At 57.8% G+C, this 26,918-nt stretch carries 24 protein-coding genes; 16 read left to right on the top strand and 8 right to left on the bottom strand.

The annotated features are described in order from the left end of the window. Window positions 1-16: 16 nt before the first annotated feature. Window positions 17-586 (bottom strand): hypothetical protein, encoded by a 570-nt coding sequence (locus ACN0WW_RS06510; RefSeq protein ID WP_417610627.1) that lies wholly within the window; start codon window positions 584-586, stop codon window positions 17-19. Between the two features lie 356 nt (window positions 587-942). On the opposite strand from ACN0WW_RS06510, the gene ACN0WW_RS06505 reads away from it, so the two are divergent. The 3 genes from ACN0WW_RS06505 to ACN0WW_RS06495 all read left to right on the top strand — a co-directional run bounded on the left by ACN0WW_RS06505 (window position 943) and on the right by ACN0WW_RS06495 (window position 4,773). Then, window positions 943-3,894 (top strand): TonB-dependent receptor domain-containing protein, encoded by a 2,952-nt coding sequence (locus ACN0WW_RS06505; protein WP_417610625.1) that lies wholly within the window; start codon window positions 943-945, stop codon window positions 3,892-3,894. 213 nt (window positions 3,895-4,107) lie between these two features. Continuing rightward, the gene (locus ACN0WW_RS06500; protein ID WP_417610623.1) at window positions 4,108-4,413 is read left to right on the top strand and encodes a hypothetical protein; all 306 of its coding nucleotides are present in this window, start codon (window positions 4,108-4,110) and stop codon (window positions 4,411-4,413) included. A 57-nt stretch (window positions 4,414-4,470) separates the two neighbouring features. Next, a complete protein-coding gene (locus tag ACN0WW_RS06495) occupies window positions 4,471-4,773 on the top strand; it encodes a hypothetical protein (protein ID WP_417610621.1) in 303 nt (100 codons plus the stop codon). A 5-nt stretch (window positions 4,774-4,778) separates the two neighbouring features. Here ACN0WW_RS06495 and ACN0WW_RS06490 read toward each other — a convergent pair whose 3' ends face one another. Together ACN0WW_RS06490 and clpB are read right to left on the bottom strand one after the other, a co-directional pair. Next, window positions 4,779-5,831 (bottom strand): hypothetical protein, encoded by a 1,053-nt coding sequence (locus ACN0WW_RS06490; RefSeq protein WP_417610619.1) that lies wholly within the window; start codon window positions 5,829-5,831, stop codon window positions 4,779-4,781. Between the two features lie 37 nt (window positions 5,832-5,868). After that, complete coding sequence (clpB, locus tag ACN0WW_RS06485) at window positions 5,869-8,463, bottom strand: ATP-dependent chaperone ClpB (RefSeq protein ID WP_417610617.1); 2,595 nt, start codon at window positions 8,461-8,463, stop codon at window positions 5,869-5,871. Between the two features lie 159 nt (window positions 8,464-8,622). Between clpB and ACN0WW_RS06480 the strand changes: the two genes are divergently transcribed. Together ACN0WW_RS06480 and ACN0WW_RS06475 are read left to right on the top strand one after the other, a co-directional pair. Then, window positions 8,623-10,833: an acylase gene (locus ACN0WW_RS06480; protein WP_417610615.1), complete on the top strand. Its 2,211-nt coding sequence runs from the start codon at window positions 8,623-8,625 to the stop codon at window positions 10,831-10,833. Window positions 10,834-10,884: 51 nt separating this feature from the next. Further along, window positions 10,885-11,136, top strand: coding sequence for a GIY-YIG nuclease family protein (locus ACN0WW_RS06475; RefSeq protein ID WP_417610613.1), 252 nt, complete (start codon window positions 10,885-10,887; stop codon window positions 11,134-11,136). Window positions 11,137-11,537: 401 nt separating this feature from the next. On the opposite strand, the gene ACN0WW_RS06470 is transcribed toward ACN0WW_RS06475, so the two are convergent. The 3 genes from ACN0WW_RS06470 to ACN0WW_RS06460 form a co-directional block, all read right to left on the bottom strand. Further along, complete coding sequence (locus tag ACN0WW_RS06470; protein ID WP_417610611.1) at window positions 11,538-12,245, bottom strand: sulfotransferase family protein; 708 nt, start codon at window positions 12,243-12,245, stop codon at window positions 11,538-11,540. A 23-nt stretch (window positions 12,246-12,268) separates the two neighbouring features. Further along, on the bottom strand, window positions 12,269-13,861 hold the full coding sequence (nadB, locus tag ACN0WW_RS06465; RefSeq protein ID WP_417610609.1) for an L-aspartate oxidase: 1,593 nt from the start codon (window positions 13,859-13,861) through the stop codon (window positions 12,269-12,271). 103 nt (window positions 13,862-13,964) lie between these two features. Then, window positions 13,965-14,903: an ABC transporter ATP-binding protein gene (locus tag ACN0WW_RS06460; RefSeq protein WP_417610607.1), complete on the bottom strand. Its 939-nt coding sequence runs from the start codon at window positions 14,901-14,903 to the stop codon at window positions 13,965-13,967. Between the two features lie 121 nt (window positions 14,904-15,024). Between ACN0WW_RS06460 and ACN0WW_RS06455 the strand changes: the two genes are divergently transcribed. The 11 genes from ACN0WW_RS06455 to ACN0WW_RS06405 all read left to right on the top strand — a co-directional run bounded on the left by ACN0WW_RS06455 (window position 15,025) and on the right by ACN0WW_RS06405 (window position 24,385). Continuing rightward, a complete protein-coding gene (locus tag ACN0WW_RS06455) occupies window positions 15,025-15,234 on the top strand; it encodes a zinc-finger domain-containing protein (protein ID WP_417610605.1) in 210 nt (69 codons plus the stop codon). A 48-nt stretch (window positions 15,235-15,282) separates the two neighbouring features. After that, on the top strand, window positions 15,283-16,710 hold the full coding sequence (gene tldD, locus ACN0WW_RS06450; protein WP_417610603.1) for a metalloprotease TldD: 1,428 nt from the start codon (window positions 15,283-15,285) through the stop codon (window positions 16,708-16,710). Beyond that, window positions 16,707-18,203: a hypothetical protein gene (locus ACN0WW_RS06445; RefSeq protein WP_417610601.1), complete on the top strand. Its 1,497-nt coding sequence runs from the start codon at window positions 16,707-16,709 to the stop codon at window positions 18,201-18,203. Before tldD ends, ACN0WW_RS06445 begins: the two co-directional genes overlap by 4 nt. Continuing rightward, entirely contained in the window at window positions 18,200-18,733 is a 534-nt protein-coding gene (locus ACN0WW_RS06440) for a DUF924 family protein (protein WP_417610599.1), read from the top strand. The genes ACN0WW_RS06445 and ACN0WW_RS06440 overlap by 4 nt, the downstream gene beginning before the upstream one ends. Before the next feature lie 5 nt (window positions 18,734-18,738). Next, complete coding sequence (locus tag ACN0WW_RS06435; RefSeq protein ID WP_417610598.1) at window positions 18,739-19,239, top strand: type II CAAX prenyl endopeptidase Rce1 family protein; 501 nt, start codon at window positions 18,739-18,741, stop codon at window positions 19,237-19,239. 12 nt (window positions 19,240-19,251) lie between these two features. Further along, entirely contained in the window at window positions 19,252-19,806 is a 555-nt protein-coding gene (locus tag ACN0WW_RS06430; protein ID WP_417610596.1) for a pyridoxamine 5'-phosphate oxidase family protein, read from the top strand. Between the two features lie 6 nt (window positions 19,807-19,812). Continuing rightward, on the top strand, window positions 19,813-20,025 hold the full coding sequence (locus ACN0WW_RS06425; protein WP_417610594.1) for a DUF2007 domain-containing protein: 213 nt from the start codon (window positions 19,813-19,815) through the stop codon (window positions 20,023-20,025). Beyond that, window positions 20,022-20,852: a patatin-like phospholipase family protein gene (locus ACN0WW_RS06420; protein WP_417610592.1), complete on the top strand. Its 831-nt coding sequence runs from the start codon at window positions 20,022-20,024 to the stop codon at window positions 20,850-20,852. The genes ACN0WW_RS06425 and ACN0WW_RS06420 overlap by 4 nt, the downstream gene beginning before the upstream one ends. A gap of 142 nt (window positions 20,853-20,994) precedes the next feature. After that, on the top strand, window positions 20,995-21,333 hold the full coding sequence (locus tag ACN0WW_RS06415; protein WP_417610590.1) for a P-II family nitrogen regulator: 339 nt from the start codon (window positions 20,995-20,997) through the stop codon (window positions 21,331-21,333). Window positions 21,334-21,352: 19 nt separating this feature from the next. Continuing rightward, window positions 21,353-22,663: an ammonium transporter gene (locus ACN0WW_RS06410; RefSeq protein ID WP_417610588.1), complete on the top strand. Its 1,311-nt coding sequence runs from the start codon at window positions 21,353-21,355 to the stop codon at window positions 22,661-22,663. Between the two features lie 147 nt (window positions 22,664-22,810). Continuing rightward, window positions 22,811-24,385: a sodium:solute symporter family transporter gene (locus ACN0WW_RS06405; RefSeq protein WP_417610586.1), complete on the top strand. Its 1,575-nt coding sequence runs from the start codon at window positions 22,811-22,813 to the stop codon at window positions 24,383-24,385. Window positions 24,386-24,414: 29 nt separating this feature from the next. Here the strand turns inward: ACN0WW_RS06405 and ACN0WW_RS06400 are convergent, their stop codons facing one another. Together ACN0WW_RS06400 and ACN0WW_RS06395 are read right to left on the bottom strand one after the other, a co-directional pair. Beyond that, on the bottom strand, window positions 24,415-26,004 hold the full coding sequence (locus ACN0WW_RS06400) for a GMC family oxidoreductase (protein ID WP_417610584.1): 1,590 nt from the start codon (window positions 26,002-26,004) through the stop codon (window positions 24,415-24,417). Then, window positions 25,938-26,903, bottom strand: a complete 966-nt coding sequence (locus ACN0WW_RS06395) for a sterol desaturase family protein (RefSeq protein WP_417610582.1) — start codon at window positions 26,901-26,903, stop codon at window positions 25,938-25,940. The genes ACN0WW_RS06400 and ACN0WW_RS06395 overlap by 67 nt, the downstream gene beginning before the upstream one ends. Window positions 26,904-26,918: the final 15 nt, after the last annotated feature.

Raw genomic sequence — 26,918 nt, 5'->3', positions numbered from 1 at the left:
CCTTTTCTGCGCGAGATTAATCGACGATCCGCTTGACCTTGAAGCCTCTGCCGTCGTTGACCTTGGCCATGAAGCTGCCCAGCGCAGCCCGTTCAATCACGATGCTGTCGCCGGCCCTTGGGCGCCGCATGGTGCTGCGCGGCGGATCGGTCTGCTGCCAAATCGCGCCGTCTTCGAGACGGATCACCCATTTTCCGCCACGAGTCTTTCCCGCAGACTTGATGACCCCATCAACCGCGTCGATTTCGCCGCCTTCGTCAGCATCACCGCCGAAGAGCTTGATGCGTGGCAGCGATAAACCAAACAGCCCACGTCGCGCTTCGCGGACCTGCTCACGATCAGCAATGACGACCTGATTGCTCGATTGAGCGGTTTGCAGGGCGGTAACTTTTTCATCATAGCAGGCCAGCCTGGCGGTCGGCTCGCCAATGTCTTTGCAAGCGACCAGATCGGTGTAGATCGCGGGCGGGGCTGTGAGCGCCTCTTTTCGATCAATTTCCTGCGCAACCGCGGGGCTGCCCAGGCCGCCGGCCAGCAGTGCAGCTGCTGACAGCGTGCTGGCTAAAGACCATTTTGAACTGACCATTACCGTCTTTCCTATCCTGTTATTCCGTTTCATCATTTCACATTAAGCAGTCGCGCTGTTGGAGGCAATCGATTGTTCCGGACCCCAAGGGCGGTTTGCTGTCACCAGAGAATCGCCAAACCTGAGGCGCGAATCCGGCCTTTTCCCCGGCCTTTCTCACTGTGACAAAATAGTTACAATCTGTACAAAATCCGCCGGTTAGCCTGAACAGAAGCTTTACAGCACCGATGCCTTGTTGCAATTGACCCCCAACTCGGTGGTCGAATCCGTGCGTTTGGGGCGTGCAGATTGCCATCGGTCAACAACCGGGGATCGGCCATAATGGCCAACCTCTCCAGAATAAGGGACTGGATTACATGAGAAAATATTCAAACCTAAAAGCATCTGTTGCACCAATGGTGCTCGGACTCGCTATGGTTTCGACGCCTGCATTTGCTCAGGACCAAGACGTTCAGGAAGCAGACGCAGCATCTGAAAACGTTATCGTTGTTACGGGTTCGCGTATCAGCAACCCAAATCTGGAGCTGTCTAGCCCAGTTGGCGTTGTGACCTCCGAAGAACTTGAATTGCGTCAGACCAACACGGCTGAGCAGTTCCTGCGCGAATTGCCATCGGCTATCCCATCAACCGGTTCCGCTGTGAACAACGGCAACGGCGGTTCTTCCTTCGTCAACCTTCGCGGCATCGGTTCGCAGCGTAACCTTGTGCTGCTTGACGGGCGCCGCTTCGTTCCTGCTGATACAACCGGCCGCGTCGACCTTAACGCTATCCCGCTGGCGGTGATTGAGCGTACCGACGTTCTGACCGGCGGTGCAACCACCACTTATGGTGCGGACGCCATCTCCGGTGTTGTCAACTTCATCACAAAGCGCGACTTTGCTGGTGTAGAACTGAACCTTTCTGAACAGATCACCGAAGAAGGTGACGGTAACGTATTCCGCGCTGACATGACCATCGGCGCAAATTTTGATGACGGACGCGGTAACGTTGTTTTGAGCGTTGGCTATCAGGATCAGGACCCTATTTATCAGGGTGATCGTTCTTTTGGCGAATTTAACGTCGACTCTTTCTCCGGTGCGGCTGGCGGTTCTTCTAACGCGATTCCGGCTGTGATTGTTGGCCCCATTCCTGGTGGATTTGGTCAGATCGCTCCTGACGGCCAGACCGTGCTCAGCGGCGTTTTTGACCGTCCTTTCAACTTTAACCCGTTCAACATCTTTCTCACCCCGTTCGAACGGTTCAACATTTACGGTTCCGGTCGTTATGAAATTAACGAAAATGTCGAGCTGTACTCGCAGGCAACCTTCTCGAAGCAGTCTGTTGAAACCATCATTGCTCCGGGCGGTTCGTTCTTTAACAACTACGACATCAACCTGAACAACCCGACCATTCCGATTGGCATCGCTAATCAGTTCTGTGCGGGCCTCGGTTTGACTGCAGCTCAGTGTACCGCTGGCATCAACACGCCGTTCGGCCCAACGTTGCCAGGTGGTGCGGTGAACCCCGATTTCGTGAACGTGAATACCCAGGTTCGTCGTCGTACGATTGAAGCCGGTACGCGTAACTCGGAATATGTGTCGACGCTGTTTAACATAGTTGTAGGTGCTCGCGGTGCGATCACGGATAACATCAGCTATGATGTTTCTGCGACCTATGGCGAAAGCGAACGTATCCAGACCCAGACCGGCTTTGCCCGTCGCTCGCGTCTTGATGATTCACTTTATGCTCTGCCAGACGGAACCTGTATTTCCGGCAATGCAGGCTGTGCACCAATCAACCTCTTCGGTCTCGAAGGTGACCTTGGTTCGCAGGCCGCTATCGATTATGTGTTCAACCTCACGCAGCAGGTTATCACGTCTACTTCGATCGCAACTGTAAACGGTACCGTTACCGGTGATCTGGGCTTCGGCCTCTCCGAAACTCCAATCCAGTTTGCTGTTGGCGGCGAATATCGTAAGTTCGTTGCAACGCGGACGTCTGACTCTGCATCGCAGACTCCGGGCGCTGTTGTTGGTGCCGGTGGTGCTGCTCCAGACATCTTCGGCAGCTACGATGTTTATGACGCCTTCGGTGAAATCAGCATTCCGGTATTCGAAGGTGAAGCTTTCGCTGAAAGTCTGACCATCGATCTTGGTGCGCGCTATTCGGATTACTCCACTGCAGGCACGAAGTTCACTTGGAAAGCGGGTGGTGCTTGGGAAGTCATTCCTGGTCTGACCTTCCGCGGAAACTACCAGAAATCGTCGCGTGCACCGAACATCGGTGAACTGTTCGCCCCGGTTTCCACCGGCCTGAGCAACCTTGCCAACGATCCTTGTCAGGGTCCGGTAGCACCAACCGGCAATTTACTTGCTGCTTGTTTGCTTCAGGTTCCAGCTGGATCGCCAGGCGCCGCTGCTGTACAGGCTGGTACGGTACTTCCGCCGGCTGCGGGTCAGATCAACGTCACGACTGGCGGCAACCCGAATCTGAGCACGGAAGAAGCCGAAACTTGGACCGTTGGCGTTGCATTCCAGCCTGACGCTGTCCCCGGCCTGGCGGTGACGGTTGACTATTGGAACATCAAGGTTGACGGCGCTGTTTCGGCACCGACGGTTGGCGATGCGATCGCGGCCTGCTTTGACGCTCCGAGCGGAACCAACCCGTTCTGTGGTCCAACGTTCATTTCGCGTAACCCGAGCACCGGTGGTCTTGACGGCGATCCGTCCAACACACTTGGTCTGGTCTTGGCACAAAGCAACTTGGGCAAGATTGCTACCGATGGTATCGACATAAGCCTCCGTTATAACGCGGAAGTTACCGACAACGTCGGATTGGCGCTGTCGTTCGACGGAACCTGGACCAACAAGAACCTGTTCCAAGCTTCGCCAACGGCGCTTAACCGCGAATGTGTAGGCTTCTACTCGGTCAACTGTAACCCACAGTCCGAGTTTGCTTTCTCACAGCGTACTTCTGTGACGATCGATGAAGATTACACGATCTCGCTGCGCTGGCGTTACCTGAGTGGTGTTGAGCAAGAGCCACAGGACATCATCGATAATGGCGCTGCCTTTGTTGGTAACTCGCCATTATTCGGTGACGTTGACTTCACCAAAATCCCTTCGGAAAGCTATTTCGATCTTTCCTTCCAGTGGGACGTAAGTGAAAATGTCCTCTTTACCCTGACCGCTCAGAACTTGTTGGATAACAAGCCTACAGTTGTTGGTTCGACCATCGGTTCAACCTCGTTCAACAGCGGTAACATATATCCATCGTCTTATGACGCGCAGGGTCGCCGTTACGGTGCAAGCGTGAAGTTCAAGTTCTAATTCGTTAGATAAGGACTGAAAAAGAGGGCGGGCCATTGGGTCCGCCCTTTTTCGTTGAGATGTTGAGACGTTGTCGCTTTTGTGTTATAGATATATGAGTTATTCACATTGGTCCCCGAATGTCGTTGGAATTTGCTGACATTCAATAACGGGCCGAGTTGTCCAATCTTATGCTGGTTTCTGTTCAATACCGGCGACGAGGCTGAAATATCTATGAATAGATCCATTCAAACTTTTATGATCGCGGCAATCACCGCGATGTCTTTTGGGTCTCCGTCTGCAATGGCGGCGAACAATGATGAAAGCGAAACGCAGGCGAAGGTGCCTAAGAAAATCAGCGACCGCAGGCATCCGGACTATGTACGCTGTCGGTCCGAACCGGTGATCGGATCTCTTGCAAAAAAGAGACGTGTGTGTATGACCAACGCCGAATGGGCCGCTTATGTCAGAACAGGCTCTCGCAACGCGAAAGAATTTGTTGCTGACAACCAGCCTGGATTTATGATGACGCCGAAATAGATCGGTTTTGCTACCTCCAACGCCAACAATCGACCTTCCATAAACAATGGAGTAACAATGAAAATTCTCGTTCAATCCCTCCTTATCGGGGCGCTTGCCACGACCGCGTTGAACGCACCTAGTGCAATTGCGGCTGATTCAGACAAGTCGGAAGCAAAGGCGAAGAAGCCTAAGAAAATCACCGATCGCCGTCATCCGGATTATGTACGTTGCCGCTCCGAGCCCGTCATTGGCTCGCTGACCAAAAAGAAGCGTATTTGCATGACCAATGCAGAATGGGTAGAATATACCCGTAATGGCTCACGCGACGCCAATCAGTTTGTAGAGGATATGCAGACAGGTATAAGCGGCAACAACTAATGCGCTCAGCTATGGCTGATTAGTTGGTTTCCAATTTCCAGTTTGATATTCTGACTTTCGGCGACCGCTTTTGCCCATTGGCATACCATACTGATTTCCGATCCATGTAGCGCGGCCATCTCGCTTTGTTCCACTTTTCGAGCCTTGGCATCAAAAATATTGCCCCGTTTGCTCTGGTCGAACTTTGAGTGGCTGGTAAATGCTGGTCCGTTGAGAATTGCGGACATTTTTTCCTCGCTCATATCAAGTGAGAATAGGCGGTTCATCGCGCTTACAGTTGTTCGCTGGTCTGCCAGAAAACTATCGCTGTCTAGCGTTGCGACCCTTTCCGGTCCTAGTGTCTCGATGATTCGGGCAAAAGCCGCGTGTTGTGACAGCCAACCAATCGCTGCGACCTGCAGATCGGTAAGCTGAAGTAGCTGCTCTTGCGAAAATCCGCCGATGGCATAGCCGTCCTTCAACGTGCCGATCAGCACGTCTCGCACCCAGATGCGTCCCCACATCTCCTTTTTTGCGATCGACTGGAGGTAGGACTCCAGTGGCGCGTATAAGAGCAACGCCTTCGATTCCGGCCGTAATTGCAGCGAGGCTATAGCGAGCGGTGTGCAGATATTGGATGGCTTGATAATGACCGCGCGGTCTTCGCCCATCGGTCTGGCCAGGAGTTCGAGCGATTTGTCGAGCACCGCCGCCAGCTTCTGCCGGTCTGCGCCGCGGCGACGCCAGCCGATCATGTCATTGAGGACCACCGGCTCCTTCAATCCCATCGAAACGCCGGGGATATCAAACGCCCGCGCCATCATCGTGGAACAGCAATAGGCCGAATGGAATATGAAATGGACAGGCACAGTCGGTATTTCCGCGTTGGCGAGATCGGCTCTGCTGATCAATTCATAGTCGTCTACATTCGGCAAATGCTCGTCGGTAATGAATGTGCTGGAGCGATGTACGTCCCGCGGCACGTGGACAAACCGGAAACCATCGGCGACTTCATCGTAGCGGTGCGCCAGATAGTCGGCATCGCCAATGATCTCGGTCTGTCTCGCAGCTAAATTCATTGCCGCTATGTGCCTGTGAGGGCCGGATTGTGCAAGCCTAAGCTGCCTCTGCCGCGACCGGCTCCATCTTCAGCGCACCGTCGCCCTCGTCAATCTTGATCGTGCTGCCGTCCGGAACCTCGCCCCGCAGGATCAGATCCGCCAGCGGATCCTGAAGATATTTCTGGATCGCCCGCTTCAGCGGCCTCGCGCCATAGACCGGATCATAGCCGACTCGTCCCAGCCAGCGCCTTGCGGCGTCGGTGAGGTCCAGTTCGATCTTCCGGTCCTTGAGCAATTTCTGTACCCGCGAGACCTGGATATCGACAATCGGTGCCATATGTTCCTCGGCAAGCCGGTGGAACAGGATGATTTCATCCAGCCGGTTGAGAAATTCCGGACGGAAATGTGCACGCACGACTTCCATCACCTGCGGTTCGACATCCTGAACCGTCTCGCCATCCTTCATGTTCGCCATATACTGGCTGCCCAGGTTGGAGGTGAGGATGATCAGGGTGTTGGAGAAATCCACAACCCGGCCCTGGCCATCGGTCAGGCGGCCGTCGTCGAGCACCTGCAGAAGCACATTGAACACATCGCCATGGGCTTTTTCCACTTCGTCGAACAGGATCACCTGATAGGGGCGGCGGCGAACCGCTTCGGTCAAAACACCGCCTTCGTCATAGCCGACATAGCCCGGAGGCGCGCCGATCAGCCGCGAAACGCTGTGCTTTTCCATGAATTCCGACATGTCGATGCGGACCATTGCCTGGTCGTCGTCGAACAGGAATCCGGCCAGTGCCTTGGTCAGTTCGGTCTTGCCGACGCCCGTGGGCCCGAGGAACAGAAAGCTGCCCAGCGGCCGGTTGGGATCCTGCAGCCCGGCGCGGCTGCGGCGCACGGCAGCGGATACCGCCGCGATCGCGTCCTTCTGACCGATCACGCGCTTGCCGAGCAGCTCTTCCATCGCCAGCAGCTTCTCGCGCTCCCCTTCGAGCATCTTGTCGACGGGGATGCCGGTCCATTTTGAAACCACGGCAGCAATATCTTCCGGGGTGACTTCTTCGCGCAGCATCGCGCCCTCGGTCGCACCGGCGGCTTCGTCCAGCGCTTTTACCAGATTGGGTATGGTGCCGTAGCTCAGCTCGCCGGCCTTGGCGAGATCTCCGGCGCGTTCGGCCTGTTCCAGCTCAATCCGCGCCTGATCCAGCTCTTCCTTGAGCCGGGACTCGGCGTTGATCTTGTCCTTTTCGCCCTGCCAGCGCGTGGTCAGTTCCGTGCTTTGCTGCTCGAGTTCCGCCAGCTCCTTGGTAAGCGTTTCCAGCCGTCCCTTGGACGCGTCGTCGCTTTCCTTGGACAGTGCCTCGCGTTCGATCTTCAACTGGATGATCCGCCGGTCAAGCGTCTCTATTTCCTCCGGTTTGGATTCCACTTCCATCCGGATCCGCGAAGCGGCCTCGTCCATCAGGTCGATCGCCTTGTCGGGCAGGAAGCGATCCGGGATATAGCGATGGGAGAGGGTCGCAGCGGCAACAATCGCACCGTCGGTGATCCGCACGCCATGGTGCAGTTCATATTTTTCCTTCAGCCCGCGCAGGATCGAAACCGTGTCCTCGACCGTGGGTTCGCCGATAAACACCGGCTGGAACCGCCGCTGCAGCGCGGCGTCTTTTTCGACATATTTCTGATATTCCTTGAGCGTCGTCGCACCGATGCAATGCAGTTCGCCGCGCGCCAGGGCCGGTTTCAGCAGATTGGAGGCATCCATCGATCCTTCCGAGGCACCGGCACCGACCAGCGTGTGCATTTCGTCAATGAACAATATGATTTCGCCAGCCGCGCCCCGAACCTCGTCAAGCACCGCCTTCAACCGCTCTTCAAATTCGCCGCGATATTTCGCACCAGCGATTAGAGCGCCCATGTCGAGCGCCATCAGGCGGCGGTCCTTCAGGCTGTCCGGGACATCGCCATTGGCAATGCGCAGCGCCATGCCCTCGGCGATGGCCGTCTTGCCGACGCCGGGTTCACCGATCAGCACCGGATTATTCTTGGTCCGGCGCGCCAATATCTGGATGGTCCGGCGGATTTCCTCGTCACGACCGATCACCGGATCGAGCTTGCCGTCCCGCGCGGCCTCCGTCAGGTCGCGGGTATATTTTTTCATCGCTTCGTAGCTTTCCTCGGCCGACGCACTGTCTGCCGAGCGACCGCCGCGCAGTTCGTTGATCGCGCTGTTCAGCGCTTCCGGGGTCACACCGGACGATTGCAGCGCCTTGCCGGCCGCCGTTTCCTTTGCCAGCAGCAGGGCCAGCAACAGCCGTTCAACCGTGACATAGCTGTCGCCGGCTTTCTCGGCGATCTGCTCGGCCTGATCGAGCATCCGGACGGCATCGTTGTTCAGTCCCGGGGTCTGTTGTGCGCCGCCTCCGGACACTGCGGGAATCTTGGCCAGAACCGCATCAATTTCCTGATGCGCCTTTTTGGCATCGCCGCCGGCCTTGGTGATCAGGCCTGCCGCCATGCCCTGATCGTCTTCGAGCAAGGCTTTCGCGATATGGGCAGCGGTAATCTGCTGGTGGCTCATCCGGATCGCGACGGTCTGCGCAGATTGCAAAAACCCTTTGGCGCGGTCGGTAAATTTCTCAAGGTTCATGGATTCATCCTGTTCGTTCTCAGTCTCTTACCCTGAATATGGTGTTGTACTCTTGCAACACAACCATGTTGATGACTTTTTCTGTCGGGGCTATATGGTGCGCGCTCTGCACAGGTAAAGTGCACACAGCCTAAAAAGCTGTCTGAGAGGAAAACATACGTGAAAACACTTAAGCGTGCGGGCATCGGGCTGATCATCATCATCGTTGGAATTGCAATCGGTCTGATGGTCTGGGAACCGTTGAGCGTCACCGAAGCCGCTCCGCCGCCAGCCCACGCTTATGAAGCCCGGATCGTCCGCGATGAATTCGGGGTTCCGCATATATTCGGCAAGACCGATGCCGATGTCGCCTATGGCGTCGCTTACGCCCATTCAGAAGATGATTTTTCGACGCTGCAGGAAGTGACCGCGATGACGCGCGGCCGGATGGCAACGCTCAATGGCGCGGACAGCGCGCCGATCGACTATATTGCTGCGCTGCTTGATGTGCGCGGGACCGTGAAGCGCAAATATGACAGCCTGCCAGCCGATGTCCGGGCCGTGCTCGCCGGCTATGCGTCCGGCCTCAATGCCTATGCCAAGGACCATCCCGAGGAAGTGAAGCTGGCCAAACTGTTCCCGGTCAATGGCCAGGATATCGCTGCCGGTTTTGTCCTGCGCTCGCCGTTTTTCTTCGGGCTCAACAATCCGGTGCAGGCGCTGGTTGAGAACAAGCCCTTGCCGCGTGAAGGCGGTCCGCGGCTGACCGGCCAGCCGGACAAAAAATCAGTCCACCCACTGAGCCCCGACAAAATGATTGAGGAAAAACCGGCCACCCCGGTCGGCCCGGACCCGGATGAAAATGGCTCCAATGCCTACGCCCTGGCACCATCGCTCTCGCCCGAAGGCAAGACCCGCCTGATCTCCAACTCCCACCAGCCACTGCGCGGCAATGTCGCCTGGTACGAGCTGGTCGTGCACAGCGATGAAGGCTGGGACTTCGCCGGTGCCAATTTTCCCGGATCGCCGTTTCCCTTCCTCGGACATAACAAGCATCTCGGCTGGACCAATACGGTCAATCGCCCCGATCTGGTCGACATTTATAAGCTTACGCTGAATGACAAGAAGGATGCCTATCGCTTTGACGGCGAGTGGAAGCCGCTTGAAAAGAAACGCGTCTGGCTGAAAATCAAATTCGGTCCTTTCGTCATTCCCTATCCGCAGATCGCCTATCGCTCGGTCCACGGCCCGGTGATCATGAACGACAGCGGCGCCTATGCGGTGCGCTATGCCGGGATCGACGAGCTTGACATGCTGACCCAATATTACCGGATCAACAAGGCGAAGAATTTCGACCAATGGCAGGCGGCAATGGCGGGGCAGGGCGTTCCGGCGACCAATTTCATCTATGCCGATGCCGAGGGCAATATCGGGCTTTACTATAACGCCATGTTCCCCGACCGCCCGGAAGGCTATGACTGGCGCGGCGTGCTGCCTGGCGACACGTCAAAGGCCCTGTGGCAGAAAACCCTGCCGTTCACCCGCGTTCCCGCTATCGTCAATCCGGCGTCAGGCTATGTCATGAACGCCAATAACACTCCCTATATCGCCGCCGGACCGGGCGATGAACTGAAGCCGGCCAATTTCTCGCCGCTGCTGGGCATCGAGGATGATGAGACCAACCGATCCCGTCGGTCGATCGCCTTGCTGGAAAAGGCCAGTTCCGATGGCAAGATCAGCGATGCGGAACTATGGGCGATCAAATATGACACCGGCTACGAGAAAGCCGGCTATGCCAAAGACTGGCTGGACCGGATCGCTGCGCTCGATCTCACCGATAATGCAAAGCTGCTGAAGGCCCAGCAATTGCTCGGCCAGTGGGACTGGAATCTCGACGGCAAGGGTCCTGCCGATGCGCTCGCGCTGATGGTGCTGCGCCCGGCCAACAAAGCGCATTATCAGCGCGGCGAAATGCCCGATCCGCGGCAGATACTGGAGGAAACGGTCGATCATCTGAAGCAATATTTCGGCCAGATCGATCCGCCGATGATGGACGTATTGCGGATGCGGCAGGGCGACGTCGATCTGCCGGTCGATGGTGGCAACGACACGATCCGCGCCTCGACGCTTTGGGATGTGGAAGATGACGGGCGGCTATCGGTGCGCCACGGCGACAGTTTCATCATGTTCATCGAATGGGGCAAGGACGGCAAGGTCCACTCCCGCTCAATCCAGCCCTTCGGTGCCGCCACCACGCGCCCGGATTCACCGCATTACACCGACCAGATGCAGCTGTTTGTCGACAAGAAGCTGAAGCCGGTCTGGTTTGATCCAGAGGATCTGGAGAAGCACAAGACGAGTGACAAGGTGGTGCGCAGCGGTAAGAATTAACGTGCTCCGCGCTTGACGCGGAGCCCTGGAGGCAAGCGCCATGGTGGCGAAATGACCAAATCCGCCTATGTCTACCTCACGGCCAACCGCCACTGCGGAAAAACCTATCTCGGCGTCACCAGCAATCTCGCGCAGCGCGTTTACCAGCATAGAAACAAGCTGATCGAGGGATATTCAAAAGACCATAACTGCATGCTGCTGGTCTGGTTTGAAGCACATGACGATATTCAGGACGCACGGGCGCGAATGGAAGCTCAAGAAATGGCGCCGGGAATGGAAAATGGCGTTGGTCGAAGAGCATAATCCGGAGTGGCGCGATCTCTACAACGATATCGCCTAGCCCGCCGAGCTCCGCGTCAAGCGCGGAGCACAAGGTGGTCACCATATAGAAAGATGTGCTCCGCGCCCGACGCGGAGCCCTGGAGGCAAGCGGAATGGTGGGACACAATCAAATCCGGCGGCGTCCGGACGGAAAACGGTCGCGGATTGGGGCAAATAATCCGGAGTGGCGCGATCTCTACAACGATATCGCTTAGCCCACACAGCTCTGCGTCAAGCGCGGAGCATAAGGTGGTCACCATTTAGAAAGAATGTGCTCCGCGCTCGACGCGGAGCTCTGCCGGCAAGCGGAATGGCAAAGAACGGAAAGCACGCCCGCGTCCTGTCCCGGGATCACGAAGTCTCCCTCACGCTCCACCCAGGCGTCAAGACACCAGCCACCAGACCAACCCCACCACCCCCGCAGCCAGCAAGACATGCACCGTCCCGAAAACCAGCTTGATATTGCGGATCATCTTGCGGAAGCTGGCGCTATCGTTGACATGCGGAAAGGGCGTGTCAGGCACCTCCTGGCCGAGAAAGGTACAAAGCGGTTCCCAGCCGTCTTTCACCTCGAAGATCAGCAGCCTGTCCGCCGGGATATCCGCCTTCACCTGCTCGGTATAGTCGCGGAAAACCTGCTTGGCATAGGCTTCGTCCTCGAACCGCCGGTGGAACACCCGGTTCCAGACCGTGCCGTCGACCATCTCCCTGTTCCCGCGGAAAAAGGGCAGGAGCCTCGTCGCCCAGGCCGGCGCTGCCCGGCCGATGGCATAGATGGTTTCGCTCGCGCTTTTGTACCAGCGATCGACATCGCGTACCGTGTGCACGACCTTGGCGTCGGGAAAGGCCGCCAGCAAATCCTTGTAATAGGAGGCAGACGGGAAATCGACGCTCGCCTGGTAGCCGTCAAAAATCCGGTCCCAGTCCGGCGTGCCGCCGGTCGCTACGTCGTGCCACAGGGCGCGCTGGTCGGCGTTCTTCAGCACATATTCCATGTGGTGGGTCTTGACGTAGCCCAACTGCTCCAGCGCCACCTTCATTGACAGGGTCCCGGTTCGACCGAAACCCGAGCCAATCACCTTCAACCCCATAAGTCCCTCCCGTTGGTATAGTGTCACGGCACCAGAATCGTATCCTCCGCAACCGGCAGCATGTCCGGATAGTCGGTAATATAATGCAACCCCCGGCTTTCCTTCCGGGCCAGCGCTGATTTCACGATCAGATCCGCCACCTCGATCAGATTGCGCAATTCAATCAGATCCTGCGTCACCCGGAAATTGCCGTAATATTCCTGCACTTCGCCGCGCAGCAGGTCGATGCGGTGCTGAGCGCGTTCGAGGCGTTTGGTGGTGCGGACGATGCCGACATAATTCCACATGAAACGCCGGATTTCGGTCCAAGTCTGCTTGATCACCACTTCCTCATCGCTGTCGGTGACCCGGCTTTCATCCCAGGGACGGATCGCGGGCGGGGCAGGGAGGTCGTCCCAATGTTCGGCAATATCCCGCGCCGCAGCATCGCCGAACACGAAACATTCCAGCAGGCTGTTGGATGCCAATCGATTGGCACCGTGCAACCCGCTCTCGCTGGCTTCCCCGGCAGCATAGAGGCCGGGCAGGTCGGTGCGGCCCGCCAGGTCGATCAAGATCCCGCCGCAGGTATAATGTTGTGCCGGCACTACCGGAATCGGCTCCTTGGTCATGTCGATACCCAGCCCGATCAGCTTGTCATAGATATTCGGGAAATGGCCTTTCACAAATTCCGGATCGCGGTGGGAAATATCGAGATCGACATAGTCCAGCCCGAGCCGCTTGATCTCATGATCGTTGGCGCGTGCGACAATATCACGCGGCGCCAGTTCCATGCGCTCCGGGTCGAAGCGGGCCATGAAGCGGTCGCCCGCTTCATCGTCGGCCTCTTCCGGCAGCTTCAGATGCCCGCCTTCGCCGCGCACGGCTTCGGTAATCAGGAAATTCTTGACCTCCAGATTGTAGAGACAGGTTGGGTGGAACTGCATCATCTCCATATTGGAAACCCGCGCGCCCGCCCGCCACGCCATGGCGATGCCATCGCCGGTCGCGCCGCGCGGTGCGGTCGAGAAGAGATAGGTCCGCCCGGCGCCGCCACTGGCCATGATCGTCGCGCGCGCGGTCAGCGTTTCGACATGACCGGTTTCATTGTTGAGCGCATAGACGCCCCAGACATTGTTGGCACCGGTCGGCGTTTCGGCATGGCGGTCGACGATCAGGTCAATCGCCACCATATGCGGCCGCAACGTGATATTCGGGTGCGCCGCAGCGGTATTCTGCAACGCTTCCTGCACCGCCCATCCGGTGGCATCGTCGACATGGACAATCCGCCGGTGGCTGTGCCCGCCCTCGCGGGTCAGATGCAGGACTTCCGCTTCCTTGTTGAAAGGGACGCCCATTTCTTCCAGCCGCGCAATCGCCGCCGGGGCATTTTCCACGACAAACTCAACGGTTTCGCGACGATTGAGGCCAGCGCCCGCGACCATCGTGTCATTGATGTGATTTTCGAACGTGTCCCCCGCGTCCAGCACCGCGGCAATGCCGCCCTGCGCCCAGGAGGTGGAGCCGCCGGTCAGTTCCCCCTTGGCCAGCACCAATACCTTATGGGTGCGCGCTAGTGTGATTGCGGCACTTAGTCCGGCGGCGCCGGACCCGACAATGATTACGTCATGGTTCAATGCATTAATTCCGTTAGTCCTGGGCCTGCCAAGGGGCGGCTGTTGATGGATCGGCGCAGTTCGACAGGTTCACCGCCTGCGGACCGAAGGCCGGGCATGCTGTTCAAGCCGCTTTGGCGCGGGTGAGATTGAGAAACACATCCTCCAGATCCGCTTCTCGTGTCGTCACGTCAACGATTGCAAAGCCCCGTTCCTGGATCGCGGCCATCACGCCGCCGGCATTGGTCCGGTCCTTGTTATAGGTGACCGCAACCGTGCGCGGTCCGATAATCTCGGCTTTTTCGAACAGGTCATTGGCAAAGGAAACCGCGTCCTGTGCGTCACTGATATCGCGGTCCAGCGTCAGCTCGACCAGCTTTTCGCGCGCCATGTCGACCAGTTCCGGTGTGGGCTTGTTGGCGATCAGCTTGCCATGATTGATGATCGCGATGCGGTCGCACAGATTTTCCGCTTCTTCCAGATAATGGGTTGTCAGCACGATCGTCACGCCGGACCGGTTCAGTTCCACCACATATTCCCAAAGCTGCTGCCTGAGGTCGATATCGACGCCAGCGGTCGGCTCGTCGAGCACGAGAATGGGTGGGGAGTGGACCATCGCCTTGGCGACCAGCAACCGTCGCTTCATGCCGCCCGACAGGGTTCGCGCATAAGCATCGGCCTTGTCTTCCAGATGCACCGCACGCAGCAATTCCATCGTCCGCCGGCTCGCTTTCGGGACGCCATAAAGGCCTGCCTGTACCTCCAGTGCTTCGGACGGGGTGAAAAAGGGATCAAAAATAATCTCCTGCGGTACGATGCCGATCGACGCCTTGGCGTTGCGCGGGTTGTCATCGATATCGAAGCCCCAGATGCTGGCGCTGCCGCTGGTCTTGCGGACCATCCCGGAGAGAATGTTGATCAAGGTCGATTTGCCAGCGCCATTGGGACCCAGAAGGCCAAAAATCGAACCGCGCGGAACGTCAAAACTGACATCATCCAGCGCTTGTTTGCCGCCGTCATAGGTCTTGGAGAGATTCTGGATCGAGATCGCTGCATTTGTCATCCGTTTCGCATAACCATCTTGTGGGCTACAATCAAAGCCTTTGCCGCCTCCTGCTCAAAAACCGGATCAGGCTGCATTTGCAGGATTGCGCGGCATCGCATCCGTTGCTAATCGCTCTGGCATGATTGACGCTCCAGAAATTGTCAGAACCGCCAAAAAACGTAACGCCTGCGACGGTGCCACCGATATTCCCGGCGGCGCAGCGCTCGGCCATCCGCGCGTATGGCTGGAGATTGACGAAAAAGGCTATGTCGACTGCGGCTATTGTGATCGGCGATTCGTGATGATCGGCGGGCCTGCCGACACCGCTGCCAGCCAGTCCGAAGAATAATCCGACATAGGGGGTGCAAGGCCCCCGATTCATTTCTATATACGGGAAATGATAGATAATCTTGACCCCCGTTCCTTCCTGTATCGCCCCGACGGGCTAGACCCCGACCGTGCCAAGGCGCTCGTTGCCAGTAGTCTCTCGTCCTGTGATGATGGCGAACTCTATCTGCAATATAGCGCGGTGGAGAGTTTCGGCTTCGACGATGGCCGTCTGAAAACCGCCGATTATAGCACCGACAGCGGCTTTGGCCTGCGCGGCGTGTCCGGCGAGATGACCGGCTTCTCCCACAGCAACGAAATCAGCGAAGCGGCGATCCAGCGCGTGGCCCAGACTCTGCAACTGCTCGACCCGGCAAAAGGCGAAAAAGCGCCGCCGCCGCGCGGCAACAACCGGCATCTCTATGGCGAAGCCAATCCGCTCGAAGCGATCCCGTTCGCCAAGAAAGTTGCGCTCTGCCAGCAGATCGACGCGGCGGCCCGCGCCCGCGATCCTCGCGTCTCGCAAGTTTCTGTCGGCCTGTCCGGCAGCTGGAGCGTGGTCGAGGTGGTGCGCCCTGACGGCTTTGTCGCCACCGATGTGCGCCCTCTGGTCCGGCTTAACGTCTCGATCGTTGCCGAACAGAATGGCCGCCGCGAAAGCGGCAGCTTCGGCATGGGCGGGCGGTATCTCTATGACGACCTGTTCGAGGAAGCACGCTGGAACCGGGCCGTAGACGAAGCCTTGGCGCAGGCTCTGGTCAATCTGGAAAGCGTCGCCGCACCCGCAGGAGAACAGACCGTTTTGCTCGGCCCCGGCTGGCCCGGCATCATCCTCCACGAAGCGATCGGCCACGGCCTCGAGGGCGATTTCAACCGCAAGGGCACCAGTGCCTTTTCCGGCAAGATCGGCCAGCGCGTGGCAGCACCCGGTGTCACGGTGGTCGACGACGGCTCGATCCGCGAACGGCGCGGCTCGCTGAGCATCGACGACGAAGGCACGCCAACCCAGGAAAATATCCTGATCGAGGACGGCATCCTGAAATCCTATATGCAGGATAGGCTGAACGCGCGGCTGATGGGCGTGCCCGCAACCGGCAATGGTCGGCGCGAAAGCTACGCCCATGCGCCCATGCCGCGGATGACCAACACCTTCATGCGTGGCGGCAACGATGATCCGGATGAACTGATGAGCCGGGTCAAAAACGGCATCTACGCCAAAAGCTTCGGCGGCGGCCAGGTCGATATCGTCTCCGGGAAATTCGTCTTTTCCTGCACCGAGGCGTATAAAATCGAGAACGGCAAGCTCGGCGCCCCGATCAAGGGCGCAACCCTGATTGGCGACGGCCCGACCGTGCTGACCAAGGTCGCCGGCATCGGCAATGACATGGCTCTCGACGAAGGCATCGGCATGTGCGGCAAGGGCGGCCAGTCGGTGCCGGCGGGTGTCGGCCAGCCGACCCTGCTAGTCGAAGGCCTGACCGTTGGCGGTACCGCTTGAGCCGGATCGTCAGTCGGTCGGTCTTGGGTGGCCTGCTATCTCTGGCTGCGATCTTGCCGGCCCCGGCTTTTGCGAACATCGGTCCGTTTTTGCCGCCGGCCCCGGTCGAGGGAGAGAGCAGAGCGTACCGGGAACTATATGAGGCGATGTCGATTTCGAACGACCCGCAACGGCAGTTGCGGGCGCTGGATTTGGCGCGCGAGCGCACCGCAGGTCCTACCCTCTTGCGCTCCTATATCGACTGCATGAGAATCACTCCGCTTGCCGCCGGTGGCGACAACGACGGGGCGCTGGTTGCGGCCGATCAATGCCTTGCAAGCTTTCCGGATGCTTGGGTTCCGCGACTTCTGCGCGCAATGGCACGAATTCACAGTTACGACGAGCCCGATTTGCTACTGTCCGGCTCGGATGATCTGATTTCCGTATTTTCGGATTATCCGGATTTATATCAGGTAGTCCCTTTTCACGAGCTGGATTCTGCGCTGAGAGGATTGGCCGCTGCGGGAGAAAAGGAACGCAAGACAGCGTTGGTGAAGGCCTATTTCAGCCCTCTCTATGTGCCGCCGCCGTCCCCCAAAAGCGATGAATCCCTGTTGTCGGGAATTGGCGAATTGCTGGACGGCGGGGATGTAGCACGCGCTTCAAGGCTGGCGGGTTTTCTCCAGAAGGAGGATTATGTTGTCGGTCTGCTGTCGTTCATACCCGCCAAGCCGATCTGGCCGGTTCTGGAAGTCCGCAACGCCCAAGGCTATGAAGCGGCCCGGATGAGTTGGACGACTCTTGAAAAGACAAACAATGAATTCGGTCGCGAGAAGATCGGTTTGCTGGCTGCGTTGGATCGTTGGGATGAGATAGAAGCGGGCGGTCAGGCTGCCATAGACGAATGGGATGGTAAGGATCAAACTGCGAAGGTGTTTGAGATTGTCACTGCTGCTACCCGAAGCCTGTGGGATGAGGGCTTGCACGGCCGGTCGATTGCTTTGTCCAATGCGCTAATCGAGAAGGCTGATGATGATGTCAGCGGCCCCGTGGCAAATATCGCGTTCAACAATGGTTACCGGATGATCCAGAGTGACCAGTTGGAGGAAGGCTCGGCCTTGATTCGCCGATACATCGCCAAGGTTGAAGGGGAGCCGGACGATATCGAACGGCAAAGCGGAAATGCATTTCTCGATGCCCTGCGCGCTTGCGTGCTGGATGGCGATGGAGCGGATCGCGCGCTGGCCCGACTGAATAATATGCCCGGCGATCTATATGGCCAGAAGTCTGTAGCCTATGATTGCCGAAAGGACGAAAAGGCGCTGTCCAGTCTGATCGCGGATCGCCTCAGAAATGGTCCAATGGCCACGCGGCTGGGACTGGCGATTAGTTTCGGACCTGCCTTTGTAGACAGACCCAACCGTATTTCTCCGACCACGCGCGCCGCGCTGCAGATTGAACCGCTAAAGTCGACGATCAGCGAGCTGTTTCGACCCTATCCGGATCAGCAATGACCGATTTTTCCACAATCATCCGCTTCTGGTTTGAGGAGCTTGAGTCCGACGAGTGGTGGGCCAAGAATGACGCCGTCGACGAGCAGATTGAAGAGCGCTTTCTCGAACTCTGGGAAGAGCAGAAGTCGAAAACGGCCGACGCCTTTCTCGGCTCGCCGGAAACTGCGCTCGCAGCGGTGATCCTGTTCGACCAGTTCCCGCGCAATATGTTCCGCGACAGCGCCGATGCCTATTCGACAGACCATCTGGCGCAGCAGATTGCGGAACAGGCGGTTGACCTGGAACTCGATCAGCAGCTGCCTGAGGAGCAACGGGTCTTCCTCTACATGCCGTTCATGCATGCCGAGGATATGCGCCTGCAGAACAAATCGGTGGCGCTGTTCACCAAATTGGACCGCAACGAAAAATTTGCCAACGAGCATCGCGACGTGATCGCCCAATTTGGCCGCTTCCCCCATCGCAACGAAGTGCTCGGGCGACAATTTCGGCCAGGCGAACAGGCGGCCATTGAAGACGGAGCCAGCTGGTAGGCCCCATGCGGGCCGTGAACCAGACGCTGCGCGCCCTGCAAATATGGCCCGATGCGGCGCGCTGGCAAGCGGCCGTGGCGATCGCGCTGCCGGCGGTTGCGCTCATCGCCCTGTCGGGATTTCTCGGCGGCTGGCTGTATTTCAATCCGGTCGGCGATCTTTCATCCGCGCTCGTCGCCGCCGTCATTCTGTTTTTCGTCCCCTCGTTGCTGGAGGAGCTGGTTTTCCGGGGCCTTCTCCTGTCTTGGTTCGCCACTTTCTCGCAGCGCGCGGGCAATTGGCTTGCGATCGGGCTGTTCGTGCTCTGGCACCCGTTTCAGGCGCTGACCTTCGGTCCGCCCTGGTCAGCGATTTTCCTGCAACCGTCATTTCTGTTTGCTACGTTCATCCTCGGCATAGTATTGACTCATATCCGGATCGTTTCGCAGTCCCTCTGGCCGGTGATAGCGATCCACTGGCTGCTGGCCGTGACCTGGAAGCTTGTTTTGGGCGGGCCATATTATTGAGAAGGGAAAGAGATGGCGGAGTTTTTTGATGCCCTGAACGATGATCACATCGCCTTCATCGCAAAGCAACCGATGTTCTTCGTCGCCACCGCATCCGCAGATGGCCGGATCAATCTGTCGCCCAAGGGCTATGACGCCTTCCGTGTCCTCGCTCCCGACCGCGTCGCCTATCTTGACCTTGGTGGTTCCGGCAACGAGACCCACGCGCATCTGGTCGCCGATGGCCGGATCACCATCATGTTCAACAATTTTGCCAACCCGGCGCTGATCATGCGACTCTATGGCACCGGCAAACCCGTCCTGCCGCAGGACGCGGGCTGGGATGAACTGTCCGCGCCGTTCGACATATTGCCCGGCACGCGCCAGATTTTCGACATCAAGCTCGACAGCGTCCAGACCAGCTGCGGCTGGGGCGTACCGCAGATGGAATTGAAGGCTGAGCGGGAAACGCTGGTCAAATATCATCGCCAGGCCGATCCCGACGCCTGGATGGAAAAAATGTCGCACCGGGTGAAAAGCATCGACGGCCTGCCGACGCGCGCCACGGACCGCTATTTTGGTGGATAGTGGGTCATGAGCCTGGTCGAGCTTTCCCGGCATATGCATGGCGTCGAAGCGGAGATCGTTCGCGGTCGGCTGGAAGCCGCCGGCATCGGCGCAGTGTGTTTTGACAGCAATGTGAATATTGTCGAGGGGGCCGGTATCGCGCTGCCTGCGCGGGTGATGGTGCTGGCAGAGGATTTGACGGAAGCCAGGGCGATATTGGCCGAGGACGTGTCCTTGTGACCGGCGCTGGCAAAGTGTCGCTGGCGCTTGGTGGTGGGGCAGGGCTCGGCTGGACCCATATTGGTGTGCTGCGGGCGATCGACGATTCACCGCTTGAAATTGCCGCGATCGCGGGCACGTCGATCGGCGCGATTACCGGTGCCAGCTACGCCGTCGGCAAGCTCGACTATCTCGAGGACATGGCGCGGAACGTCAATTTCCGCAATATGCTGCGCTTCATGGATCCCCATTTCAAGCGCGGCGCAGTAATGGGCGCGCGCAATATCGAAAAAGAGCTGGAAACCGAGTTCGGCCCCACTCGTTTCGAGGATCTGCCGATTCCGATCGCCGTGGTTGCCGCCGATCTGCGCACCGGCGACACGATTGTGATGAAATCGGGCAAGCTCGTGCCTGCGGTTCGTGCGTCGATGTCGCTGCCCGGCATTTTCAAACCGGTACAGCATGAAGGCCGCCTTCTGGTCGACGGCGGTGCCGCCTTGCCGGTTCCGGTATCACCGGTCCGGGAATTGGCGCCCGAGGCGCTGTGTCTCTCGGTCAATCTGCAGGATGATTATCTCAACCGCACGATCGCTGCCGGTATCACCGAGAACAGCAGCAAGGATCCGAACAGCCTGGCGGTCGTTAAGGCATCGATTGGCCTGTCGCTGCGCAATCTGAGCCGCTATTCGCTGGCGCTCGATCCGCCCGACTTCGCGATGTCGCCGCCTGTCGGTCATATCGACATCCAGAACTTTACCCGCGCCGAAGAATTGATCGATATTGGCCGCCGCGAAACGGAAAAAGTCATCCCGCAAATTTTGGCGCGGCTGGCGGAGCGTGCTGCCTAATAATTGTGCATCTCTGCTGCAATGCACAAAATTTACTCTTTCTTAAGCCCCCTGATTTGACGAAAAGCGTTTGAATCCAGCGCCTTCCGATTCTGGCATGAGCTTTGCGAGGTGTCCCTTGGCAACAACTATAGGGGGCGTAATGAAATTTATCATAGCCATAATCAAACCGTTCAAGCTTGACGATGTTCGTGAAGCGCTGACCGGTGTCGGCGTGACCGGCATGACCGTAACCGAAGTCAAGGGCTTCGGTCGGCAAAAGGGCCAGACGGAAGTCTATCGTGGTGCAGAATATACCACAAATATGGTGCCAAAGCTGAAGATCGAGGTTGCGTGCAGCAGTGATGTTGCAGCGCAGGCCGTTGAGGCGATCCAGACCGCGGCTGGTACGGAATCGATCGGTGATGGCAAGATATTCACCCTTGGTCTCGAAGACGCCGTCCGCATTCGCACCGGCGAAACCGGCGACACAGCAATATAATCGGGGGACACAGATAATCATGAGAAAATTTCTAACAATTTCAGCAGGGCTGGTGGCCATGGGTGCCGCTGCTCCTGCGTTAGCGCAGGAAGTGGCCGAAGTGGTCGATCCCAGCGCAAACACGGCATATATCCTCAACACGTTGTTGTTCCTGATCGGCGGCTTTCTGGTCATGTGGATGGCCGCTGGCTTTGCCATGCTGGAAGCCGGTCTGGTCCGGTCGAAAAACGTGTCGATGCAGTGCCTGAAGAATATCGGCCTGTATTCGATCGCCGGCATCATGTTCTGGGTCATCGGTTACTCGATCGCCTATCCGGGTTTTGAAGGCGGCTATTTTGGTATCGCTGATTTCCCTTATGCCATGCAGGGCGTTGGTGAAGCCGATGTTGAAACCGGCTATTCGGTTGCTTCTGACTGGTTCTTCCAGATGGTCTTCTGCGCAACCACCGCGTCGATTGTGTCCGGCACGGTTGCCGAACGCGTCAAGGTCATTCCATTCTTTATCTTTGTTTTCGTGCTGACCGGGTTCATTTATCCCGTCGTCGTCAGCTGGGAATGGGGTGCTGGCTGGCTCGACGCCATGGGCTTCAGTGATTTCGCCGGCTCCACGCTGGTCCACTCGACCGGTGGCTGGGCGGCTCTGGCTGGTGCCTTGATCGTCGGTCCTCGTCTGGGACGCTATGTCGATGGCAAGATGAACGTCATGCCGGGTTCCAGCATTCCTCTGGCGACTCTGGGTACGTTCATCCTTTGGCTCGGCTGGTTCGGTTTCAATGGTGCTTCGCAGCTTGCAATGGGCACGATCACCGACGTCAGCGATGTGTCCAAGATCTTCGTAAACACCAACATGGCCGCTGCTGCCGGTGTGGTTGTTGCGATCATCCTGACCCAGGTGCTGTACAAGAAGATCGACGTAACCATGGCGCTCAACGGTGCACTGGCTGGTCTGGTTTCGATCACCGCTGAACCTTTGGCTCCTTCCGTACCGCAGGCCTTGCTGGTCGGTGGTATCGGTGGTGCGATCGTTGTCTTCGCCGTACCGATGCTTGACAAGCTGAAGATCGACGATGTGGTCGGTGCCATTCCGGTTCACCTGTTGGCCGGTATCTGGGGCACGCTGATCGTTCCATTTTCCAACGCCGAAGTGCCATTTATCGCACAGCTTACCGGTGTTGTAGCCACAGGCGTCTTCGTGCTGGTGACCAGCTCGATCGTCTGGTTTGCACTCAAATTCACCATTGGCATCCGCCCGACCGAAGAACAGGAAATGGTCGGCATGGATATCGCGGAAGTGGGCGTCGAAGCCTATCCGGAGTTTGCCAAAGGTTAATCAGTTTGGCGCCGACCGTCTCCTCCCAAAATCCGGTCGGCGCCTCACCTTGTTCCTCCTGCGAACAACAGACTTTACGGCCGGTGATGTGAAAGCATCCCGGCCTTTTTTTTGGCAATGGATCACCACGGGATATAATTTGAAAGCATGAACAGCTTCGATTATTTTGTAATCCTCGCCTATCTCGCAGCAATGCTCGCTTTCGGCATGTTTCTCAGCAAGCAGGGCAGTGAAGGTGATTATTTTTTAGGCAACAAGGCGATCGGCTGGTTTCCCCTGGCGCTTTCGACCATGGCGACCCAGCTGTCCGCGATCAGCTTTATCTCCGCACCTGCCTTTGTCGGCCTACGCGAAGGCGGCGGGCTGAAATGGCTGACCTTCGAATTCGCACTGCCGCTGGCGATGTTGCTGGTTATGTTCGTGATCATGCCGCCGCTCTATCGGTCGGGCGTGATCAGCATCTTCGATTTTCTGGAGCAGCGGATTGGCCGTTCCACCCGGTTCATCATCAGTTTTTCCTTTCAGATCGTGCGGGCCTTTGGCACCGGCATCATGGTCTATGCGACAGGCCTGATTATCGAGGCTGTGCTCGGCATTCCCTTTCTGCACTCGATTCTGGCGATCAGCATCATCACCATCCTCTATTCGTTCCTCGGCGGAATGAAGGCCGTGGTCTATGCCGATGCGATTCAGATGGTGCTGATTGTCTTCGGTCTGCTGATCTGTCTGATCTACGCCATTTCCTTCATCGGCGGCTTTGAAACATTCTGGTCCAGTGTCGATCCGGCCCGATTGCAGGTGGTCGATTGGAGCTACGCAGGACTCGTCACCGACGAATTTGCTCTCTTGCCCATGCTGTTCGGCGGATTTGTTCTCTATGTCTCTTATTATGCCTGTGACCAGACACAGGCCCAGCGGTCGCTGTCGGCCAAGAGCCTGAGCGACATCCGCAAATTGCTGATGGCCAACGCCCTGTTGCGGTTTCCGGTCACGCTGCTCTATTGCGTAACGGGGTTGGCGATCGGCGTAATCGCCTCGCAGAACAGCGCGTTTCTGGCGCTGGTTCCTTCGGATAGCCCGGACTATCTGATGCCCTTCTTCATAGTGGAATATCTGCCCAACGGCATCATCGGCCTGTTGCTGGTCGCGATCATGTCCGCCGCGATGTCGACACTCAGTTCGGCGGTAAATTCGCTGTCCGCGGTTTCGATGGAGGATTTGCGGAGCTTTGGTTTTAGCGCCTCCAACCCCAAACTGGAGGTTTTTGTCGCCCGTTTCCTGGCCTTGTTGTGGGGCGGCATCATCCTCGTCTTTTCGGTCTATTCCGGCGATATCTCGGCGACCGTCATCGAAGCGATCAACAAAGTAGGGTCCGCTCTCTATGGTCCGGTTCTCGGCGTTTTTCTGATCGCGATATTGTGGAAACGCCGGACCGTGCTGAGCACCAATATCGGATTCATGGCGGGTCTGCTGCTCAATCTCTATTTCTGGCAGTTCCAGCCAGGTCTGTTCTGGATGTGGTGGAACCTGATCGGGCTGCTGGTGACACTGTCCGTCGCCGTCGCCCTGTCGCTGGTCGCGCGAAAACTGCCATTGACCGGCGGCGCAATCGGGGTGCGCAGGGAATATCTCCCGCCATCATATGTGGCGCTGGTGTCAACGGTTCTCGCGCTGCTCACCGTGGCGATGATTCTGATTTCTGTCTCGATCCAGCGATTATAGGCGGTCCGGCCCATCGCCAGTGAGCATGATCAACCAGCCAGATCAGCCTTGATAAATTCTGCGGCGCGTTCACCGATCATGATGCTCGGTGCATTGGTATTGCCGCTGATGATTTCCGGCATGATCGACGCATCGGCAATATAGAGCCCTTCCAGCCCCCGGAATTTCAGCCGGGGGTCGACAACCGCTGCATCGTCGCCACCCATCCGGCAGGTGCCGACCGGATGATAGACGGTATCGGCGCGGCTGCGGATCAGCGCATCCAGCTCGACATCATCATCGATATTGATCGGATGGCGGTCCGTGGGCGCATATTGGGTTAGCGGCGGCGTCTCCAGGATCCGTTTCATATGACGGATGCCCTTGCGCAGGGTCGCGATGTCCCGGTCATCGTCAAGAAAATTCGGGTCGATCGCCGGCGCAGCCTGCGGATCGCTATTGTTCAGCCGCACCGTACCCTTGCTGTGTGGCCGCAGCACGCAGGCGTGGCAGCTGAAGCCGTGGCCCTTGACCGCTTCCCGGCCATGATCCTCCAGCATCGCGGGAACAAAATGATATTGAATGTCGGGGGCAGGGACGTCGGGGCTGCTGCTCCAGAAGCCGCCGGCTTCGGCATAAGGCGTGGTCATGATCCCGGTCCGCTTGATCCGGTGCTGAAGGATCGCCTTGGCCATCCGCACCGTGCCTTCCAGCGAATCTCCGATCAGCTCTTTGGACTCCGTCTGATAGCCGGACACAAAATCGATATGGTCCTTAAGGTTGGCACCGACCTCTGGTTTGTCGAGCACCACATCAACGCCCTGGTCCTTCAGATGCGCCGCCGGGCCGATGCCGGACAGCTGCAGAATATGCGGTGTACCAAAGGCTCCGGCGGACAGGACCACGGCGCCGCGCGCGGCAATCGTCTCGCGTCCGAAGCCCTGCTTGATCTGCACTCCGGTCACCCGGCCGTCCTTGACGATCAGCTTCTCGACCAGAGATTTCGTCTTGATCGTCAGATTGGGGCGCGACCGCGCCGGTTCTACATAGGCGCGGGCGGCGGACCAGCGTTCGCCGTCTTTCTGGGTCACCTGATAAATGCCCATGCCTTCCTGCTTCTCGCCATTGAAATCATCGAGTATCGGCAGCTGCAAATTGCGCGCCGCCTCGACAAAGGCCAGGCTGCCCGGATTGGGCCATTTCTGGTCGGAAACCGATAGCGGACCCTGGCCGCCATGATATTCGTCGCCGCCGCGCTCATTGCCTTCTGATTTCTTGAAATAGGGCAGGACATCGTCATAGGACCAGCCGTCGCAGCCTATCGCTGCCCAATTGTCATAATCCCATTTGTTGCCCCGGATATAGACCATTGCGTTGATCGCGCTGGAGCCACCGAGACCGCGTCCGCGCGGCTGATAACCGATGCGGCCATTGAGTCCCTTTTGCGCGACCGTATCAAACTTCCAATTGGCATTTTTCAGCAGGAACGGCATCATGCCCGGCGTCTTGACGAGAAAATTATTATTCCGACCGCCCGCTTCAATCAGACAGACTGTGCGTTTGCCATCCTCGCTTAGTCGTCCTGCAACTGCGCTGCCTGCGGACCCGCCGCCGATGACGATGATGTCAAATTCTGCCATGTATTTCTCTCCTGCTCTGCCCAGCGTGCCTTTATGGCTTCGCTGCTTTCACGGGAGCCGTCGTGGCTCCACCCGGGCGGTTTGATTAAATAATTGATTTTGTAGCGCCACGGCGCGCTCCACAGATCTTTCGCAATGCCGATCCATTCGTGAAATGCCGCCCACAACAGATTGTGATTGGTCAGATTCTTGACGATTCCATATTGTATGGTCTCCGCGTCGGTTTCCGGCTCGTAGGTGCCGAACAACTTGTCCCAGATGATGAAAACCCCGGCGTAGTTGCGATCGAGATAGCGCGCATTGGTGGCATGATGCACCCGGTGGTGCGACGGCGTGTTCATCACTGCCTCGAACCAGCGCGGCATCCGGTTAATCGCTTCGGTGTGGATCCAATATTGATAGATCAGGTTCAGCCCGGCGAGGAAGAAAATCAGCGCCGGCGGAAAGCCGATCAGAAACAGCGGCAGGCGAAAGACGAAGCTGAGCGCGAAAAATCCGGTCCAGGTCTGGCGCAGAGCGGTGGTCAGATTATATTGCTGGCTGCTGTGGTGGATGACATGCGCCGCCCAGAACCAGCGGACCCGGTGGGCCGTGCGGTGAAACCAGTAATAAGCCAGATCATCCAGCACAAAGGCCAGCGGCACCAGCCAAAGACCATTGGCCCAGCTGATCTCGAAATCAAAGATCCGATATTGATAGACCCAAAGACTCAGCGCCAGCACCATTCCGCCGGTCAGGATGCCCGCAACCACGCTGCCGGTGCCCAGCGCCAGCGAGGTCAGCGCATCGCGTGTTTCGTAGCGAATTTTGGTATTCTTGCGGCTCCACCACCATTCCATGGCGACAGTGATGATGAACATCGGGACCGCCCAGTCGGTCGGGGATGGCAGACTTTCCATAACGGCACACTATTT

The sequence above is a fragment of the Parasphingorhabdus sp. genome (assembly GCF_048269865.1).
Classification (GTDB): domain Bacteria; phylum Pseudomonadota; class Alphaproteobacteria; order Sphingomonadales; family Sphingomonadaceae; genus Parasphingorhabdus.
The sequence above is the reverse complement of the archived record's forward strand: the minus strand, read 5'-3'. Positions and strand labels throughout refer to the sequence as shown.

Coding starts and splice junctions, on each gene's coding strand:
- ACN0WW_RS06435 (WP_417610598.1), top strand. CDS start 18,739: ATGCGGGCCGTGAACCAGACGCTGCGCGCCCTGCAAATATGGCCCGAT.
- ACN0WW_RS06505 (WP_417610625.1), top strand. CDS start 943: ATGAGAAAATATTCAAACCTAAAAGCATCTGTTGCACCAATGGTGCTC.
- ACN0WW_RS06510 (WP_417610627.1), bottom strand. CDS start 586: ATGGTCAGTTCAAAATGGTCTTTAGCCAGCACGCTGTCAGCAGCTGCA.
- ACN0WW_RS06395 (WP_417610582.1), bottom strand. CDS start 26,903: ATGGAAAGTCTGCCATCCCCGACCGACTGGGCGGTCCCGATGTTCATC.
- clpB (WP_417610617.1), bottom strand. CDS start 8,463: ATGAACCTTGAGAAATTTACCGACCGCGCCAAAGGGTTTTTGCAATCT.
- ACN0WW_RS06475 (WP_417610613.1), top strand. CDS start 10,885: ATGACCAAATCCGCCTATGTCTACCTCACGGCCAACCGCCACTGCGGA.
- ACN0WW_RS06430 (WP_417610596.1), top strand. CDS start 19,252: ATGGCGGAGTTTTTTGATGCCCTGAACGATGATCACATCGCCTTCATC.
- ACN0WW_RS06500 (WP_417610623.1), top strand. CDS start 4,108: ATGAATAGATCCATTCAAACTTTTATGATCGCGGCAATCACCGCGATG.
- ACN0WW_RS06495 (WP_417610621.1), top strand. CDS start 4,471: ATGAAAATTCTCGTTCAATCCCTCCTTATCGGGGCGCTTGCCACGACC.
- ACN0WW_RS06470 (WP_417610611.1), bottom strand. CDS start 12,245: ATGGGGTTGAAGGTGATTGGCTCGGGTTTCGGTCGAACCGGGACCCTG.
- ACN0WW_RS06405 (WP_417610586.1), top strand. CDS start 22,811: ATGAACAGCTTCGATTATTTTGTAATCCTCGCCTATCTCGCAGCAATG.
- ACN0WW_RS06455 (WP_417610605.1), top strand. CDS start 15,025: ATGATTGACGCTCCAGAAATTGTCAGAACCGCCAAAAAACGTAACGCC.
- ACN0WW_RS06410 (WP_417610588.1), top strand. CDS start 21,353: ATGAGAAAATTTCTAACAATTTCAGCAGGGCTGGTGGCCATGGGTGCC.
- ACN0WW_RS06400 (WP_417610584.1), bottom strand. CDS start 26,004: ATGGCAGAATTTGACATCATCGTCATCGGCGGCGGGTCCGCAGGCAGC.
- ACN0WW_RS06425 (WP_417610594.1), top strand. CDS start 19,813: ATGAGCCTGGTCGAGCTTTCCCGGCATATGCATGGCGTCGAAGCGGAG.
- tldD (WP_417610603.1), top strand. CDS start 15,283: ATGATAGATAATCTTGACCCCCGTTCCTTCCTGTATCGCCCCGACGGG.
- ACN0WW_RS06415 (WP_417610590.1), top strand. CDS start 20,995: ATGAAATTTATCATAGCCATAATCAAACCGTTCAAGCTTGACGATGTT.
- ACN0WW_RS06460 (WP_417610607.1), bottom strand. CDS start 14,903: ATGACAAATGCAGCGATCTCGATCCAGAATCTCTCCAAGACCTATGAC.
- ACN0WW_RS06440 (WP_417610599.1), top strand. CDS start 18,200: ATGACCGATTTTTCCACAATCATCCGCTTCTGGTTTGAGGAGCTTGAG.
- ACN0WW_RS06490 (WP_417610619.1), bottom strand. CDS start 5,831: ATGAATTTAGCTGCGAGACAGACCGAGATCATTGGCGATGCCGACTAT.